Source organism: Bacillus sp. FSL E2-8887, from assembly GCF_038007205.1.
Classification (GTDB): Bacteria; Bacillota; Bacilli; order Bacillales; family Bacillaceae_G; genus Bacillus_A; species Bacillus_A mycoides.
Genome location: NZ_JBBOWS010000001.1, coordinates 2,912,205 through 2,929,982 on the forward strand (window position 1 = coordinate 2,912,205; position 17,778 = coordinate 2,929,982).

The 17,778-nt window shown below is 35.0% G+C and carries 19 protein-coding genes and 2 pseudogenes; 4 read left to right on the forward strand and 17 right to left on the reverse strand.

The window, feature by feature from the left end:
- Positions 1 to 4: 4 nt before the first annotated feature.
- The 14 genes and pseudogenes from NSQ08_RS14800 to phaZ form a co-directional block, all read right to left on the reverse strand.
- The gene (locus tag NSQ08_RS14800) at positions 5 to 460 is read right to left on the reverse strand and encodes a DUF4274 domain-containing protein (RefSeq protein ID WP_131245471.1); all 456 of its coding nucleotides are present in this window, start codon (positions 458 to 460) and stop codon (positions 5 to 7) included.
- Positions 461 to 484: 24 nt separating this feature from the next.
- Positions 485 to 1,126 carry an AHH domain-containing protein gene (locus tag NSQ08_RS14805; protein WP_340776363.1) on the reverse strand — a complete coding sequence of 214 codons (642 nt, stop codon included), beginning with the start codon at positions 1,124 to 1,126 and terminating at the stop codon, positions 485 to 487.
- Between the two features lie 578 nt (positions 1,127 to 1,704).
- Positions 1,705 to 2,082 (reverse strand): immunity 22 family protein, encoded by a 378-nt coding sequence (locus NSQ08_RS14810; protein ID WP_199710085.1) that lies wholly within the window; start codon positions 2,080 to 2,082, stop codon positions 1,705 to 1,707.
- Positions 2,083 to 2,095: 13 nt separating this feature from the next.
- Positions 2,096 to 2,719, reverse strand: a complete 624-nt coding sequence (locus NSQ08_RS14815; protein ID WP_340780165.1) for a hypothetical protein — start codon at positions 2,717 to 2,719, stop codon at positions 2,096 to 2,098.
- Between the two features lie 204 nt (positions 2,720 to 2,923).
- A complete protein-coding gene (locus NSQ08_RS14820; RefSeq protein ID WP_002033063.1) occupies positions 2,924 to 3,379 on the reverse strand; it encodes an SMI1/KNR4 family protein in 456 nt (151 codons plus the stop codon).
- An 82-nt stretch (positions 3,380 to 3,461) separates the two neighbouring features.
- Positions 3,462 to 3,602, reverse strand: a pseudogene (locus NSQ08_RS14825) (WXG100 family type VII secretion target); the annotation flags it as partial.
- A gap of 25 nt (positions 3,603 to 3,627) precedes the next feature.
- The gene (locus tag NSQ08_RS14830) at positions 3,628 to 4,050 is read right to left on the reverse strand and encodes a hypothetical protein (RefSeq protein WP_113769931.1); all 423 of its coding nucleotides are present in this window, start codon (positions 4,048 to 4,050) and stop codon (positions 3,628 to 3,630) included.
- A gap of 750 nt (positions 4,051 to 4,800) precedes the next feature.
- Positions 4,801 to 5,532 (reverse strand): M15 family metallopeptidase, encoded by a 732-nt coding sequence (locus NSQ08_RS14835; protein WP_340776373.1) that lies wholly within the window; start codon positions 5,530 to 5,532, stop codon positions 4,801 to 4,803.
- Positions 5,533 to 5,580: 48 nt separating this feature from the next.
- Positions 5,581 to 6,816, reverse strand: coding sequence for a CapA family protein (locus tag NSQ08_RS14840; RefSeq protein ID WP_063218236.1), 1,236 nt, complete (start codon positions 6,814 to 6,816; stop codon positions 5,581 to 5,583).
- Between the two features lie 322 nt (positions 6,817 to 7,138).
- A pseudogene (locus NSQ08_RS14845) lies at positions 7,139 to 7,430 on the reverse strand (DUF817 family protein); the annotation flags it as partial.
- 185 nt (positions 7,431 to 7,615) lie between these two features.
- Positions 7,616 to 7,816 (reverse strand): NETI motif-containing protein, encoded by a 201-nt coding sequence (locus NSQ08_RS14850; RefSeq protein ID WP_000166305.1) that lies wholly within the window; start codon positions 7,814 to 7,816, stop codon positions 7,616 to 7,618.
- Positions 7,800 to 8,996, reverse strand: coding sequence for an MFS transporter (locus NSQ08_RS14855; RefSeq protein ID WP_340776379.1), 1,197 nt, complete (start codon positions 8,994 to 8,996; stop codon positions 7,800 to 7,802). The genes NSQ08_RS14850 and NSQ08_RS14855 overlap by 17 nt, the downstream gene beginning before the upstream one ends.
- 113 nt (positions 8,997 to 9,109) lie before the next feature.
- On the reverse strand, positions 9,110 to 9,334 hold the full coding sequence (locus tag NSQ08_RS14860; protein WP_002013808.1) for a hypothetical protein: 225 nt from the start codon (positions 9,332 to 9,334) through the stop codon (positions 9,110 to 9,112).
- A 60-nt stretch (positions 9,335 to 9,394) separates the two neighbouring features.
- Positions 9,395 to 10,312: an intracellular short-chain-length polyhydroxyalkanoate depolymerase gene (phaZ, locus tag NSQ08_RS14865; RefSeq protein WP_002013809.1), complete on the reverse strand. Its 918-nt coding sequence runs from the start codon at positions 10,310 to 10,312 to the stop codon at positions 9,395 to 9,397.
- A gap of 174 nt (positions 10,313 to 10,486) precedes the next feature.
- On the opposite strand from phaZ, the gene NSQ08_RS14870 reads away from it, so the two are divergent.
- The 4 genes from NSQ08_RS14870 (at position 10,487) to NSQ08_RS14885 (ending at position 14,011) form a co-directional block, all read left to right on the forward strand.
- Positions 10,487 to 10,906 (forward strand): MarR family winged helix-turn-helix transcriptional regulator, encoded by a 420-nt coding sequence (locus tag NSQ08_RS14870; protein ID WP_002033056.1) that lies wholly within the window; start codon positions 10,487 to 10,489, stop codon positions 10,904 to 10,906.
- A 15-nt stretch (positions 10,907 to 10,921) separates the two neighbouring features.
- On the forward strand, positions 10,922 to 12,121 hold the full coding sequence (locus NSQ08_RS14875; protein WP_002128166.1) for an MFS transporter: 1,200 nt from the start codon (positions 10,922 to 10,924) through the stop codon (positions 12,119 to 12,121).
- A gap of 99 nt (positions 12,122 to 12,220) precedes the next feature.
- On the forward strand, positions 12,221 to 13,480 hold the full coding sequence (locus tag NSQ08_RS14880; RefSeq protein WP_340776387.1) for a serine hydrolase domain-containing protein: 1,260 nt from the start codon (positions 12,221 to 12,223) through the stop codon (positions 13,478 to 13,480).
- 159 nt (positions 13,481 to 13,639) lie between these two features.
- Complete coding sequence (locus tag NSQ08_RS14885) at positions 13,640 to 14,011, forward strand: cupredoxin domain-containing protein (RefSeq protein WP_002185405.1); 372 nt, start codon at positions 13,640 to 13,642, stop codon at positions 14,009 to 14,011.
- Between the two features lie 528 nt (positions 14,012 to 14,539).
- Here NSQ08_RS14885 and NSQ08_RS14890 read toward each other — a convergent pair.
- From NSQ08_RS14890 to NSQ08_RS14900, 3 genes are all read right to left on the reverse strand, one after another.
- The gene (locus NSQ08_RS14890) at positions 14,540 to 15,082 is read right to left on the reverse strand and encodes a hypothetical protein (protein WP_340776392.1); all 543 of its coding nucleotides are present in this window, start codon (positions 15,080 to 15,082) and stop codon (positions 14,540 to 14,542) included.
- The gene (locus NSQ08_RS14895) at positions 15,049 to 15,372 is read right to left on the reverse strand and encodes a MerR family transcriptional regulator (RefSeq protein ID WP_340776394.1); all 324 of its coding nucleotides are present in this window, start codon (positions 15,370 to 15,372) and stop codon (positions 15,049 to 15,051) included. The genes NSQ08_RS14890 and NSQ08_RS14895 overlap by 34 nt, the downstream gene beginning before the upstream one ends.
- Before the next feature lie 308 nt (positions 15,373 to 15,680).
- Entirely contained in the window at positions 15,681 to 17,765 is a 2,085-nt protein-coding gene (locus tag NSQ08_RS14900) for a serine hydrolase domain-containing protein (RefSeq protein ID WP_002035327.1), read from the reverse strand.
- Between the last annotated feature and the right edge of the window lie 13 nt (positions 17,766 to 17,778).

The window sequence follows — 17,778 nt, forward strand, 5'->3', positions numbered from 1 at the left end:
TTATTTATATTTTAGGAATATCAATTATATTTCCTTGTGACTCATTAATAAGAATATCTGAAATACTTGGGTTGCTTTTTTTTAACTTGAATATTTGAATTTTTGTTAATTCAGGGCTAAATGATATATTTTGTGTTTTAAACTCCAAATTTATAATTTTATTTTGAAGTTTTAATATAAAAACCTTCCATTCTTCTAATGGAGGATTCAAAACTTCCTCCGGACTTTCTAATAGCCGATATCCATCCGTATAATGAAACATTAGTAATCCCGTTCCTAAGTCACAATCTTTATTTTCAAGAATTGCATTTGGTATATCAAATCCACTATTCCAATTATAATTTGCTGCAAAACAATGAAGGATTATTGGATTATCTATATTCTTTATTCGGCTAATTGTATCCTCTTTATTTGTATTATAAAGTAATTCTTCAAGCAAACTAATATCTTTATTTTCCATTACACCTTACCACCTTACTGATATTTACTTATTTTGTATTTCCAATTGTTTTAGCTTTCTTTCCCAAAGTTCCACTGTTGCACCTTGGCTTGGGTACAATGGTAAACCATTCCCCTGTAATCCCCTTAAATTTTTTTGCAAATCATATACCTTCTTTTGTAAACTATCAATACTTTGGTTAATATCCATTTTATTTAATGCTCTTGCAACTACTTCATTGTAAACAGAATGATATCCTCTGTGTCTAACCATTGTACTTATATTATCATCTGGTACTCTTAGAAAAATACCGTTTAATGAGTCATCAAAGTTCATACCGATTTTTTTAATTACAGGATTATCTGCCATTTCAGAAGGAATAATATGCTGTGCTTGATATCCACTCCATTTAGTTGAACGTTTAAGCCCAATTTCTGTCATCATATTTTTTCCTAATTTAGTAGAATTCCCTCCTATTACAATACCCGGAGTACCAGGAATAATCCTATTACCTTCTCCCGTACCCTTAACCCCACCACTCTCCAAATTCGAGATCCTACTCTGAATACTCGCCTTTGAGGCATCATGGGCTTCTTGGAATTTCCCGCTATAGTTCGTTCCAGTTCTAACGACACTTCCATCTGGCAGTATTTCTACACCTTTAACGAATGGGGATACGGAGTCCACACCTTTTGCTAATGTATTTTCAATTATATAATACTAGTAATTTCTGTTAGCTTTAATTCATAAAAATAATTTCTATAAATTTATAGTATACCTTTCAATTAAAAAAGCACTTGTTGCCTCAAGTAGACAATCAAGCGCTTTAAGTTCATATGTTTGTTCTAAGTTTCTACTTCTTTTCACGACGTAAAAAAACTATGATGCTTTTGCTTATCAAGACAAATAATCCCTTTAAAACGTATGAGTTTGTGTTTATTCATTAACTTATTATACTATGAAGGTCTTTTGTACTCGTCACAAGGTAAATGTCATCTTACTTAATCCCGTATGTCTACTATTTTTATACCCTTCTAATAAATCCCTTATACTAGTATAACCATCATGGGCTCTCAATCTCAAAATACCTATTTCTTTTTCTGTCCACTTTAACTTTACATATATGTTTTGTCTCTATAAACTTTTAATTTAAACATAAATTATAAAAACCTCGAGAGGCATATAGCCCATCAAGGTTTCAAATTAATATAAGATTAACGCGCTTCACTATTCAACAGTTTATTCAAATTTTAATCTAGAGATTACTATTGTAGGTGACTAGTAGAAGTAATATAATCAAAATCCTCAAAAGAATTAACTATGTTCTCGTACTCAAAATTGTAAATTAAAATAACAGCGTTATACAACTTATTTAAGTTAACATATCCTCTAATTTTAGGTAGTATAATCTCCTCATATGAACAGCCCTCTAATAAAGCAGAGATATTATCACTCTTTTCTTCTAATACCGCTTTTTCAATAAAATCCTCATCTGTTTCATCCATATCAATATTGAAATCCACAAAAAATTTAGAAGGTACAGACTCTCCGTCTTCATCGTATGTTAAATTGACGTATTTCTCTAACTGGTTTTGTGTTTTAATATTACCTAACCATATTGAAACCATTCCTTGCTTTTCCATAAATAACACACCCCTATTTTAATCTTAATCCTTCTGGCAATGATGAAATTCCACCCTCTAATCTATAGTAGGCCCAATTATTAAGTCTTCTAATAAATGTGTTATAGTCATTTGATGTATCAATAATTGCCAATAATTCATTATGTGCTTTTGTAGAACCTAATCCTCCATGAACGCCTTTAGGATTGACAAATTTAACATCAGATATTGCTGTTCTTAAATCTTTAATTTTTTCAGCACTTATATCCCAAAACTTGAATTGTGGAGCCCTTGATACTAAATGCCATTCATGTAAACCACCAGGTTCTCTAAGCTGACGTTCAATTTTCTTTCTAATCTTTTTATCTTTCCATAATTCATCCAATTCTGCACTAGAAAGAGAATTAAAGAAATCATTAAATTTGCCACTTTTTGCAGTCGGGATATCTTCTGTAGTTAATTTAGATATATTCTCTATCTTACTACCTTCACCCGTACCCTTAACCCCACCACTCTCCAAATTCGAGATCCTACTCTGAATACTCGCCTTAGAGGCATCATGGGCTTCTTGGAATTTCCCGCTATAGTTCGTTCTAGTTCTAACGACACTTCCATCTGGCAGTATTTCTACACCTTTTGCTAATGTATTTTCAATTATATAATACTAGTAATTTCTGTTAGCCTTAATTTATAGCATGCCTATCTATTAAAAAAGCACTTGTTGCCTTTCGTAGACAATCAAGTGCTTTAAATTCATATGTTTTATATGTAACATTAATCCATCACTATTCTTTTTTTCAATAGTCCAACCAAAGCTAGTTGATTTGGATATTTTACATATTTACTTGCTAATAATGCAATTCTATTTTTCAGAAAGTTCATTAACAAATTCTGTGAAACTAGAAGCTATTTTTCTAATAAATTTTGATTCTAATTCTCCTTCATCATCTATATGGTATGTATGGCAGTGGTAAACACTACCTATGTCGCTACCATGGATTGATATGCATATAATGTTATCAGCCGGGTCTTTCCCTATCGGAATAAATTTAGAGGGTAATTTATTCCCCTTGATATAATAATTTAAAGAATTTTGCAGATTATTTTCTGTTTCCTCTGATAGTGGAAAGAACATCATAATTGATGACGTAACCACATCATCTTTCGTACTAAATCTCCTTCTATTAGATTTACCACCATTATCCTTTAATAAAAAACTCTTATAATCATCTGGTAATTTTAATCCATTATTTTTTTCAAAACTCTCTATATCTTCTATTTTAATTTGTTTAAAAGTATATTCAAAACTAAGGTTCATAATTCATCAACCTCCAACTCATTCATTTTCATTAAAATACAACGAATTTATTAAATTTGTAAAAGTACTACAAATATATTCAATTCCAGTTCGCACATGTAACGTATGCTTTTAAGTTTTTCGCTTCGTTTAAAGAATCCTTCATACCATTTTCAATATTTTGCGCATAAGAAATGGCACTTGCAGTGTTACTTCCTATAATTTCAACCTCTTTACCACTCATGTGGGTTCCCCCATTCTTTATATGTTTAATGGATAAGATTTTCAATTTCCTTTTTCTTTTCTTCAAAAGCCTTGGTCGCTGCATTGTATGCTGACGCTTTCTCCGCTTCTGCTTTCGCTTTATATTCCAAATACTTTGCATAAGCTGTACCTATCGCAGATCCAACATCGCTTAATGCACTTTTAAAATAGGATAATAATGTATTTAATTCCTCATCCTTTTCATGACGTTTTTGTTCAAATTCAACTGCCGGAATTTTATTAGCTTCTAAGCCATTACTTTTACTCTCATAATCTCTCTTCGCTGATTCAGCATCTTGAATGAATCGTTTTAACTCTCTTTCTTGATCTTTTAAATAATCATGTAATTTATCATACTGATCTCGTTTCCTCGCGCTTTCTGTAAAACCCGATGCATTTAAAAAAGCATTATATAATTCATCTAACATCTTTCTCCCCCTTTATTACAATAACTATGTAGTTAAATTCGTATATTCAAACATGAATATTCATTACATTGAGAATTTATAAATAATTATTTTTGCATATTGCTATTCTATCAAAGGGATTTTAACATTTCCATATTTTATAAAGTGAAACTTTAATCAGTGGGGGTTTTGTTCATCTCCTGCTGAATTTTGAGGTGGGAGTTTTACTGCCCTCAAATAGCGGGATAAAAAGCTGTCGCACTTTTCTTCAATAAAATGAAACTGGGATCAATATGACTATATATTTATGTGCAGAAATAATAAAAAAACACTGCCAAGCGCAGTGTTCCGGCTACCTCCACATATCTAGTAAGCTAAGAAAAGCGACCATCCAAAACAAAAAAGATGGCGAGGTTAATGTTGTAACATCTCGAAAGCAGGCAGTCTCTAAAGCTTAGTTAAGCAGATACAGTAATCAACTATTCTATGTTACGAATGAAAAAGGATCTGATATGAATATCAGATCCTTTTTCACTGCTTCTTTTATACATTTAAGTTCTTCATACATACATCGCTTCACACGAAGTTGCTATTTACTAGTACACGATAACCGGTTCATACGTGCTTAAATTATGATACACAGTATTCGCAATACTAGAAGGAAGGTTCACACATCCTCTAGATCCGCCTTTTCCCGTAGCAGTACATAATTTTTTCCTTTGAGGAAAGGAAATATGTCCACTGGCTTTTTAATAGAAGCAAATTGTATTTTTACTTGCTAGGATTAATTTTTTCGCAATACTCTTCTAAAGTTAATCCTTTTTCTTTTAGATAAACAGCAACTTCTTTTCCTACATAACGATAATGCCATGGCTCATACTTAATGCCAGTAATATTCTCTTTATCTTTTGGATAGCGGAGAATAAACCCATACTCTGCAGCATTCTTATCTAACCATTTGAATGCATCAGTCGTTTCAAATTTTGCATTTAAATCTTCTACAGTATTCTGCCATTCAACTGAAATAATGTCTAATGCTAATCCAGTGTGATGTTCACTTGCACCAGGATACTGAAGATATTCCAATGCCTTAGCACTAGCCTCTTTATCCGACAAACCTTGAGATTTAAAGCTTTTAACTGAAGCATCATAATAAGTTTGTTGTAATTTTATAGCTCGATAACCTGATCTTAAATAAAGATTGATTCCCTCTTTTTTTGCAGCTGTTACCATATCCTGATAGGAAGTTGCAATTCTGCTATCGATTTTCATATTTGGCTTAGCATTTTGAGTGATACTTGTTAATTCAATCCCTAGTTCCTTTGATAACATATGTTCTCTATTTACAAGAATAATTCTCCAATCATTAAGATCAGAGAAAGGTAAAACATCTTTTTTATTCGCATTTATCTCATTTTTATTTTTATCGTTATTATTAGTAGTTTCCTGAGATGTTTGTTTTCCACTACAAGCAGCAAGGCTCCATCCCAATGTCAATACCAATGCTAAAATTATAAATTTTTTAATTGTATCTCATTCCCTTTTTGTTTATTAGTCTTTATACCAATTTCCCAACACATCTCTAGGAATATCCTTGAAATCCTTCAAAGAAACGGGACCTACAAATTTTTTAATCCCATGATTTTTAGAATTTTCATCCGAATAATCTTTTAAAAATTGAATTTTAAATTGTTTCTTACCATCAGCATAGTCGGTTACTGTCGGTACGAGTGCCGCTTGTCGTATACCAAAAGTTTTATCTTCATACTTAACAAATTGTATATAAGATAATCCTCCAACCAATGTTTCTAATTTTTCTTGAGCAGAAATAAGATTTCCAAGAGAATAATAGATTAGCGTTTGATGTCCATCTTTATTTTGTTTCCACTCAATTGGTTGAATTACATGTGGATGATTTCCAATTACTACATCTACACCTAAATCTGTTAAATATTGAGCAACTTCTTTTTGTTGTTTTGAAGGTGTAGAGGTATATTCAACTCCCCAATGCACCATAACAATCACCATATCAGAACTACTCTTTGCCTTTTCCACATCATTTTGTATCGCTTTTTTATCAATTAAATTTAATGCCCAAGACTTATCAGCTGGAATTTTAATTCCATTCGTACCATATGTATAATTAAGTAATGCAAAACGAATCCCATTTTTTGTAATCGTTTTTATTTCATTGCGCTCGTTTTGACTCTCATTAATGCCTACCGGGATAACATCCGGATATTTCTTCCAGTATTCTCTTGTATTCGCAACACCTTTAATACCCATATCCATAGCGTGATTTGTCGCTTGAGTCACTATATTGAATCCAGTATCCACTAAAGATTGACCTACTTCTTCAGGTGTATTGAAAGTAGGATATCCCTGTACTTTTAAATTATTTCCTGCAATCGGGGTCTCCTGGTTCACTATAGCAAGATCACTTGATTTAACAGCTTTTTTGATATTTTCATAAATATAGTTATAATCATATGAACCGTCTTTTTGTTTGCCATCTTTAATTACTGCGTCATGGTATAAATTATCACCCGTTGCTATTAAATTCACAACCGATTTTACTTTTTTATCTTCCGTAAAATTAGGAGATTGTTGAATAGGACTTTTATCTACCCAATTTGGTGCTTTTAAGGATTTATCTATATTTGATTGAGCCGGTGGTAATGAAGCTTTAGATGTCTTAACATCCGTATTACCACAAGCGGTTAAAAGCACTAAAAAAATAAGACATAATAAAAAAATTCTTTTACTTCTCTGTAAATTATGTAACATGTAATCCTCTTTTCTGTTTTATTACTTATAACCAGTTCTAACAAATAACTTTTTAAAACAACGTATTTTGGTTTTACACTTAATTATGGAAGGACACTCTGTTACATCTGCTTCGGAATATACGGATATTTTTTCCACTTTCTAACAATCTATCGATTCCATCAGAATTGATAGATTGCTAGAAAAACATTATCCACCAGGATGTCGAATAGGTTCCAATCAACATCCTCCAGATATTGAACTTGATATACCTGTTCCAATTGTAGTAGCTGGTTAATCTAAACAAGAGAGGAGAATAGTTCATATAGCCTCCTCTCTTGCTTTACGTTTGTGAGTGGCTCCAAAAAGAGGGAATCGCTGCCGTCCCCTCTTTAGATAGTGCGAAATCTGTGTAACTAATTTCTTTAAGTTGAGCGACAATCATTATACTGATAACAACAAGTAAGACCCAAGAACTTATTTTATCAATATACGAAAAAAGTAGCAATATTTTCTGCGATCCATAGAAAGAAGCCAATTAGGAGAAATGAAAAAGGAAGTGGCATTTTATATGTGTTGTTTCGCACTGTGAATTGTACATAAGTTTTAGCAAAAACAATAAATAAAGGCTCTGTTGCAAAGTTTTCTACATGAAGCTACAGTCTAGAAAACAGGATTTAGAAGAATTGGGCATGTCTTTTCGTTCTTCCCAGAAAATATATTTTCCTTCACTGATCAAGTGTAAAAAAACAAGCCATCCAATTCATAGAGGATGAATTGGATGGCTTGTTCTGTATCAAAAAGAAAATCTGTTATTTGATTACTTCAATTTCCCCTCAAAAACAATTTTTCTACCGCATGGTTCAACTTCTGTTTTGCCGTTTTTCTTCACTTCATGAAAGATTGGTTCTTCCATGCGACGAGACGGTGCATATCCTTCTTGTTCCATACGCGCTAAGCAGTCTGTAATTGTTTCGTTTTCGAGTACTTCAAATTTCTTTTTATTAGGTTGTTTTGTCATGCCCTAACCTACTTTCTATTTTTCTTGATGCGAATTGATTCTTCATGTAGACCATATATACCATTGCGAGAATTCCCATTATAATCATAACCGCAATAAAAAAGCTTGTATACTGTATTTTTTCTATAAATACGCCTCCTAATACAGGTCCCATAATACTTCCTATACTAAAGGCGATTCCGGATAATATATTACCCGCTGGTAGTAAGTGTCTCGGTAATAAATCTGTCATAAATCCAAGCCCTAGTGAGAAGCACGAGCCAATGACCATACCTGCTATAAGCATACATGCAAAGACGATCCAGTAATATTGATCAAATACTGCTGCAAGTAGGAAAATGCCCGTACTTACACTGAACGTCCACGTTAAAATACGGTCTCTCCCGTATTTATCACTTAATATACCGAGCGGGATTTGTGTAATAATGCCCCCAACTGCGAATGCTGGTAATAAGAAGGAAACTTCCGATACAGACCATCCTTTGCGAAGTGCGTATACTGGTAAGTTACTATTTAACATCGCTTCAAGTACGCCGTATGCGAGCGGACCAATTAGCGCAATCCAAGCTAATCCAACGACTTGTTTATAACGAGAAAAGGATGATTTACTTTCAGTTTTTGCCTCATCTTGTGCTGGAAATGCATTTTTCGTTGGTAGTAGTAAAAGCCATCCTATTAAGCAAAGTATAGTAGATACGATAAATGGTGTTGCAAGACCGTACTGAACAGTGCTTGCTAAATACGGGCCAACTGCGAAACCCATTCCGAAGAATACACCGTATATCGATACTTGTCTACCTATTTTACTCGGGTCTGATGTTGTCGTAATCCATGTTTGTGTTCCGACATGAAGCATATGATCTCCGACTCCAACTAGAAATCTAAGAACGAACCATACCCAAAATGAAAAAATTTGTGTAAAAAAGAATAATGAAATAATAACGAGAAACCCACCAATAACGATAATTGGCTTCATTCCAAACTTTTGCATCGGTTTTTCAAGAAACGGTGAAATAACTAATATCCCAATATATAATGCCGTCGCATGAATACCGTTAATACTTGAACTAACCCCTTCTTGTTCAAAAATCATTGCAATGGCAGGTAAAAGCATCCCTTGTGACAAACCTGAGATTGCTACAATTCCAACCATAATCCAAAAAGTAAAACGCATCGACATCCCTTTCCCTCTCCTTCTCACGCTTTCCACTTTTCATTATAAACTGTTTCTTCAAATGCGTGTACGAATATTCATAATAAAAAAGAAGCTAAAAGAATGAACCTTTTAGCTTCTTATCCTTCCCATACTTGCGCTTTCACATTGTAATGAAAATGCTTAAAATATGGATTTTCATAAAATGAAGGCCCAAATAAAATCGGATGTGTATGGACCATTGATTGCTGCACTTGCAAAGGAACTACAGCTGGTGAAACTTGCATATACATCGGATTTATAATCATTTTTATATATTGATGATCATTATATGGAGAATGATATATTAAAAATGGATTATGCATTGACTCTCTCCCCTTATACATACAAATGCTATAGTATATGCAAGTTTTATATTTCGGGAATTATTTATTGTCTAACCAATCCTCTACATGTTTTATAAATACATCTAAACAATCTATAAACGGTGAGTGTCCGCAATCTTCTAATATCTTCAACTCTGCATTTGGCAAATGTTTTGCTAATTCCTCACCGACTACTTGCGGTACGACGTAATCTCTGTCACCTTGTATGACGAGTGTTGGAGCTTTAATATGATGAATTTGCTTATTTCCCTCTACAACCCCGTTATGTTCATCCGAAATATTAAATGTAATGAGCGCATAATTCACATCTACGAAATTACGTTGCGTTAACATATCATCTAAATACTTTTCATAACGATCCGGTTCAGGTTGATTATGTGTATATATTAATAGATTCCATACTGTACGGTAATATAATTTATTCATATTTTTTATCGCATCTAGCACTGGAGCAATTTGTACGGGATCTTGCGCGATTTCTTCTTTCGTCTTTACTAAACTTGATACGATCGGTTGCCCGTTAATATCTTTTTTAAAAATTGGATATCCCTTCATTCCCACTGATTCTACTAAAATCAACTTTTCGACAAATGTTGGATGATTCGCTGTAAATTGCATCGCAACACCACCGCCCATTGACCAGCCCATTAATGAAAATTTTTCTAGTTTTAATTGATCGATAAATAGTTTTACATCTCTTGCAAAGTCTTGTAATGAATCTATCGATTGATTATATGTTGATTGGCCAAATCCTCTTAAATCAAGAGCGTAAATATGGTATTGATCTTGCAACTTTTCAATAACTAAATCCCAGTGTTGTGACGATGTCATGTTCCCGTGAATGAGTACAAGAATTTCTGTATTTTGCCTTCCAACTTCCTGATACGCAATCGTTTCTCCGTTCGATAGTGAAACAAACTCCATTGTTGCAGGCTTAATCATCACAAGTTCCCCCATTCTATTTAATAGAAAGAAAATTCTTTACTTAATTAAAGAATACCATGTAGAATGTACGTTCTCAATACAAAATCTATACGAAATTTCCACATAAAACAACATGTCTATTACTAGACAAGTAAAATAAAAAGGTATATAGTTAGCTAGGTAACTAATTTGAAAGGATCAAAATACATGGACGAAAAACAACATTTTTTCCACATTGTCAGTCAAACTTCTCGTAAGTTTACGAAGAAATTTAATGAACGTGTATCTCCAACAGGATTATTTAGTGCGCAATGGGCTGTTATTTTCCGCATTAATCAAACTGGATCTTGTACCCAAACAGAATTATGTCAATATTTAAATGTTGAATCACCAACGATGACTCGTACGTTAACACGTATGGAAACGATGGGCTGGATTATTCGTACTGAAGGAAAAGATCGCCGTGAAAAGTTGATTTCATTATCTGATACTGCACTAAAAATGATTCCAGTATGGCAAGAAGAAGTTGATTCCTTTGAAGAAAAGACGCTAGAAGGTATTAAAGAAGAAGACTTACATGAAGCTTTTCAATTGTTACAACAAATTATCAAAAATTTGGATCATTAATATGGAGGGATGACGATGCAAAGTGAAAAACTTTGGACGAAGGATTTCCTCGGAACTTGTTTTAGTAGTCTGTTTCTCTTTTTAACATTTTACATGCTTATGACTACTCTGCCTGTCTATGTTATAGACAGCCTAAAAGGAAAACCTGAGGAAATTGGTTTAGTTGCAACTGTTTTTCTTATTTCATCTGTTTTATGTAGACCATTCACAGGAAAATGGCTCGATGATTTAGGAAGAAAGAAAATATTATTTATTTCACTTTCACTATTTTTAGCCGCTACTGTTATGTATTTCGGTACGCAAAGTTTATTTTTATTACTTGCCCTTCGCTTCTTACATGGTATTGGATTCGGAATGGCAACAACAGCAACTGGAACAATTGTAACTGATGTAGCACCAGCTCATAGACGCGGCGAAGCACTTGCTTATTACGGCGTATTTATGAGTCTACCGATGGTAATTGGTCCTTTTTTAGGTTTAACAATTATTTCTCATTTTTCATTTACTGTACTATTTATCGTTTGTTCAGTATTTTCATTACTCGCATTTTTATTAGGATTACTAGTCAATATTCCGCATGAAGCACCAGTAAACAAACAAAAACGAGAAAAAATGAAATGGAAAGACTTAATTGAACCATCTTCTATTCCAATCGCTCTAACAGGATTTGTTTTAGCCTTTTCTTATAGTGGCATTTTATCCTTTATTCCTATTTATGCGAAAGAACTCGGTTTAAGCGAAATTGCAAGTTACTTCTTTATTTTATACGCACTTGTTGTGGTTATTTCTCGTCCATTTACAGGGAAAATATTTGATCGTTTCGGTGAAAATGTACTTATCTATCCCGCTATTATTATTTTCACAATTGGGATGTTCATTTTAAGCCAAGCGCAAACTTCATTTTGGTTCCTTGGCGCAGGTATGTTAATCGGTTTAGGATACGGAACATTAATTCCAAGTTTCCAAACGATTGCAATTTCTGCCGCTCCAAACCATCGACGTGGTTCTGCGACAGCTACTTACTACTCGTTCTTTGATAGTGGCATTGGCTTCGGTTCTTTCATTTTAGGTATAGTCGCTGCCAAATCAAGTTATCATAATATGTATTTTATCGCAGCTATTATCGTTGCGTTCACTTTACTTCTATATTATGGATTACACGGACGAAAACAAAAATTCAAGAAACAAAGTACAGACGGACAAATATCTGCTTAACGTTCATAAGGAAAGTAAACTTACCCGTTTACTTTCCTTATTTTGTATTTATTTTAAGACGAGCGTATACTTATAATAGAAACTAAAGGAGGTACCTATATGAATGTAAAGAAATCTCCCCTGCTATTACTGTTACTAGTATTACTATTCGTAGTTACAGGGCTTGGGTTTACTTTTTTTAAAAATAATAAAACGACCCCCACTAAAGCAAATGTCACAAAAGAAAACTGGTTAGACGATCCTTACTTACGCTGGTCGTATACACATATGAAAGAATTCACTTTAATAAATGAAGTAAAAAACAATCCTGATCAAGTTGCTCCCTTCCCTACCGCGTTACAAAACTTAGACGATTTTGCTGTGGAGCGTAGATTTGGAAATAAGACTCCTCTAAAAAAACTTTTAGACGAAAACAAAACAGATGCTTTTGTCGTTGTACATAATGGTCAACTTGTTTATGAACGATATTTCAATGGATATAACGAGAGTGAACCTCATGGAATGGCATCATTAGCAAAGGTGTTTACTGGTGCAATCATACAATCTCTCGCTGAAGAAAATCTTATTGATGTAGAGAAAACAGCTGACACTTACATAAAAGAATTAAAAAATACACCGTTTGGAAAAGCAACACTTCAGCAATTACTGGACATGCAAGTTTCCGCTGAATACCCTACTCACGGATATATGCAGCTAGGACTAGAAAATCAAGATGCACAACTATATTTAGCTAGTAATATTTTACCCCAAGGTAAAAATTACGAGGGGCCTATGAAAATTTATGATATGTTACTAGAAGCAGAAGAAACTGCACCACCTGGTTCAGCTTTTTCTTACAATAACGGATCAACTGAAACACTCGCTTGGATTATCCGAACGATTACAGGGAAATCGTTAGCTGAAAATGTAAGCGAACGAATTTGGTCTCACATTGGTATGGAAGAAGACGCTTATTACGTTACAGATGAAACAAAAGTAGAACAAGCAAGCGCTGGCTTAAATGCAACTGCTAGAGATATGGCGAGGTTCGGACAATTACTATTAAATAATGGTCAATATAGCGGAAAACAAATCGTCCCTTCTTCTATTACAGAAAGTGTGAAAAATGTACAAGAAGGTGAGCTCGCAATTGGTCATGGTGCTTCCATTTCTTATCATAATCAATGGTGGATTCCGCACAATGAACAAGGTGCTTTCGAAGTGTTAGGCAGTTACGGACAAACTCTTTACATTGATCCGAAAGCAAGTATGGTAATCGTCCACTTCTCTTCTAACGCTGCGCCTAGTAATGAAGTCCATTCGGTTTATTCCGATATGTATATTGATATTGCACATCATTTGGAGAAGCTTCCACAGTAGTGGAGGCTTTTTTTATTTACCCAAATCCTATTCCAGTTAGTACTTGGTTAGTAGGAGTTGCCGAAAGAATTACTATTTAAGCCACGCCTAAACCCCATTTATATTGATAATATTTTAGTAATTTGAAAACACTAGTGCTTAGGAAAGGAGGGATTGTGAATGTCTGTGAAAAAGCTATTAACTGGATTAATCATTTCACTTGCGATGATTGTAGTTATGACTACTTTAGGTTCGCTCCATGTATTTGCCGAATCCGACGTTGTGAGACAGCCTATTGAGGTTGAATTGAATGATGATTACTTTAATCCGAGTATCATCACTGTTCCGGCTGGGAAAACGACGACGTTACTATTGAAAAACAAAGGAAATAGAGAACATACCTTCACGGTGAAAAAACTCGGAATTGACGCCGAAGTCCCGTCAGGAAAAGAAATAACAATTACCGTAAAACCTGAAACTCCCGGTACATATGAACTAATATGTCGGTTCCACTACTTGAAAGGAATGGATGGAAAAGTAATAGTCAAATAACAAGCGGTACCGGCCCTTACTTTTTTATAAAGTGAAACTTAAATTCGCGGGGGTGTCCCTCCCCCGCAGATTATGAGCTCTCAATAATCAGTTTTTTACTGGTAGCATAAAATCGTTACGCTGTCGTAGCGTACGAAATTTGTGTTTTGTTGGTGCTACCCCATCGCTATCAAGTTAAGAAACACATTCTTCCCCAAAATGATAAAAATGAACTTCGGTGCTATAAAAAACACAAAATTTCCATTTAAAGAGTACTTTAAAGTCTTAGCTTGATGGCAATGGAGTATTAAAATAGATTAATTTGATGGGCATGTACACAGACCCCAATTATAGTAGGGGCCCCGCCAACCAATTGACATAAAACCCACGCTAAGCAAATTGGCTTTAGTTTGTATTAATTTAAAGAGATTCTATGATTTTATAGTAAGTGGACTACCAGCACTTTTTAAAAAAATCATACTAAACACATTTTGATAAAAGAGCCGATTTTTCCAATTTTCTTGTAAATTGTGTTGCATAAATAAATGCTCATTTCTCTTGGTGTTTCGATTTTTCTTCAACAGGAATTTGCATATTCATAATTATCTGTCCTTCTGGGTAAAACAGATTCAATCCGTGTAAATCTGATTCAATTACATCACATGATCTAAACTGTAAACCATTTCTCTTTATATAGTCTTTAATGTTTGTATATATTTGACGTCGTGCTTCATCCATATGCCCTTCTGTACATACGTAATCAACACAAAGATAATTACCTGCAGGTATACTAAGAATATCAACATGCTCGATCTCTGTATCATTCAAAATAGGATAATAAACTGAAAGTCCCAAATCATCATTGAAGAAATTCTTAATTGGACACATTGTTATAAATTGTTCTTGAAAAAGTTCACCTTGCTTAAAAATAGAACGGAATTTATCAAAAAAGGATTTTACACTATTAAAATTTTCTCCTTTGATGTGATAATATTTTCTTTCTTCAAAATAGACACTCTGAATTTTATTGAAATTTCTGCTTCTATTTTGAAGGAGATCTAGGAGCCTAGTAATTTTCTTTTGCACTTCCATAAATCGATGAATTTCAGTTTCAATTTCATTTTTTTGTTCTGTAAGATATTCATATTGTTTATTATATTTCTCTTATTTATTACTAAATCAATTTCTTCAATTGAAAAACCCATATCTTTACAAAAGAAGATTTGGCTAATTCTTTGTAGGTCTTCATTTCCATACAATCTATAGTTATTTTTACCTACCTTTGGCTGAACTAATCCTTTTTCTTCATAGAATCGAAGTGTTTCTTTCGTAGTATTAAAAATCTTAATTACATCACTTTTAGTTAACTTATAGCTATCCATCTAATTATATTGCCTCCTATAAGGAATAATATTCATACTATAAACTATGTGGTTACTTCATAGTCAATAAATAAAAAAATTTAAAATCAAAACTGGCTGTTTTTAGTGATGAAGGAGTACATGTCTGGTTCTGTTGCAAAGTTTCTTAACAGCTAAAAAGTTGGTATGATAGCTGTTCTTGCAGAGTTTGAGCGTGATATTATTCGTGGAAAGCCTCTTCGTAAAGATAATGCGTAAATACAAACAAAACCAGCAAAACACCTTTTCTGTGTCGTACTGGTTTTGTTGAAGTCCATCTTGAATTGTAGCTAGTTCAACGTGATTGCAAATTCCGAGTTCGGCGCGCCAGCAAATACAACCGATCCGTTTTTCGGCAATTTTACTTTGTTATTGCCGCTCACAACGGTAAAATTGACGCATACTCCCTTCTCATCATACACCGCGAATGAACTCTTCGATGACAACGTCACGCTCATCGTTTTCCCTGCTGTCGCTTGTGGGATCGTAAACCATTTCGCATGCCCATTTGCTTGTAGCGTAACTTTGGATGATTGGCCTGCATCAAGCGGTTTTACGTTGGATCCACTTACATATAACAATCCGGCCATCTCCATATATTCACTGCCACCTTCTGTATAGAAATGAGTTTCCGTCGTATCACGGCCATTCATCACGGGGATCTGGAGCTGATGCGCCGCGGTGTTCGGACCTGTAATTTTTCTGCCGTCCCAATAGCCCTCCAGGTCTTCCTTGCGAGTAATTTGTGTGGTAATAAGTTTCGGTTGAACGAGATATTCAATAGAACTAAATTTCTCGTTCACGAGATAGAACTTGACGCCTTCCCGCTTCGCCCATGCGGCAGCGGTTTTCTTCGATAGCACGTTGTCTTCTAGTTTCTCGGCTAAATAGTGAGTCATCACATTTTGCCCTAAGCCTGGCGTCGATTTATATGTGCTCTCCTTCAAATAAGTGCTTCCATTCTTCTCAGTGACGAAGTTGAGCTTGGAAGTACCCTTCTCATTAATAAAGCTTCCATTCGCAGTATATACATATTTTTCTTCTCGATTAGATGGTAAGAACAGTTCTCCATTCTTCGTAATTTCTATTTTGAAATGACTTTCGCTATTGCCGTAAAAGCCCGCTTTCTTCGTCACGTCTTGAGGCATCTTGGCCTTGACCGGCTTGCCAAAGGATTTGTTTGGCTTGATGTCCTTAATTGTGCCCTTCTCTTTAAGCGCGGCGAGCAGTAATTCAGTTGCCAGTAGTTGATTTGTAGAGCTTTGGCCGCCGGATGACAACACAGCCACTGCCATCTTCTGTTCCGGAAGCACGACCAGTATAGCATGTTGCAGTGTTGTATCGCCGCCCTTAGCCATGCTTTTTATCCCATATTCACTGAATGGGTATAGTTTCACACTATCCCAGCCAAGACCATAGTTGAAAATATTACCTCCATCCCCCGGCCACATTCCTTTTTTATATTCCTCTTGCTCCATCGCCTTGACTGCCTTATCAGAGAGGATCCCTTTTCCCTGTCCCATAAATAATTGTGAGAATCGTACCATATCTTCTGCCGTGGAAGAGATCCCTCCCGAACCAATCACATTCACCGATTCAATGGGAAGCTTCCCTTGGTACGCCGGAAAATAGAGTCCAGCCCGCTTATCGTCTTCCCATTTATCCTGCGGCGTTTTCGTATGATTCAGCTGTAAGGGTTCTGTAAACCGTTGATGTATAAATTCGGTAAAGCTCATACCGCTGACTCTTTCCACCAAAATCTCGGCCAGCGTAAAGCCGTCGTTGCAGTATACCGAGAACGCGCCAGGATCCGCCTTCAAGCTTTGGTTGGACAATTGCCGCATCAAGACATCATGGGCATAGGTATCATTATCGTTAAATAAAAATGCATTACTTAACGTGGAACCTTGCAAGCCGGAGGAGTGGTTTAACAGCATACGTGGCGTAATGCGTTTGTACCGCTCGTCTTTCATCTTGAAATCAGGAACAAAGTGGACGACAGGAGCATCCAAATCGACTTTTCCTTCGTCGACCAATTTCATTACAGCCGCTGTTGCATACATTTTACTGACTGAACCAATCCCATATAGAGTATCTTTGTTCAGCCGCTGTTTTCCTTCCATATCGTTCTTGCCTGTCTGACCCGACAAAATAAGTTTACCATTATCAATTAGCGCATACTGCACGCTAGTCGTCCCATAGGACTTCGTGAGTAGCGCAGCCTTCTCTGCCGCAATCTTCTCCAGTTCTTGGTTAGCAACTTCTTGGTTAGCTACAACCGGAGTCTTACTGCTTGAAGATGCTATCGCCCCTGTTGGTAGGATCATCGTTAGCGCTAATGTAGCGGCTAACACCCCAGATAGTTTATTTTTCATGAGAGAATTGCCT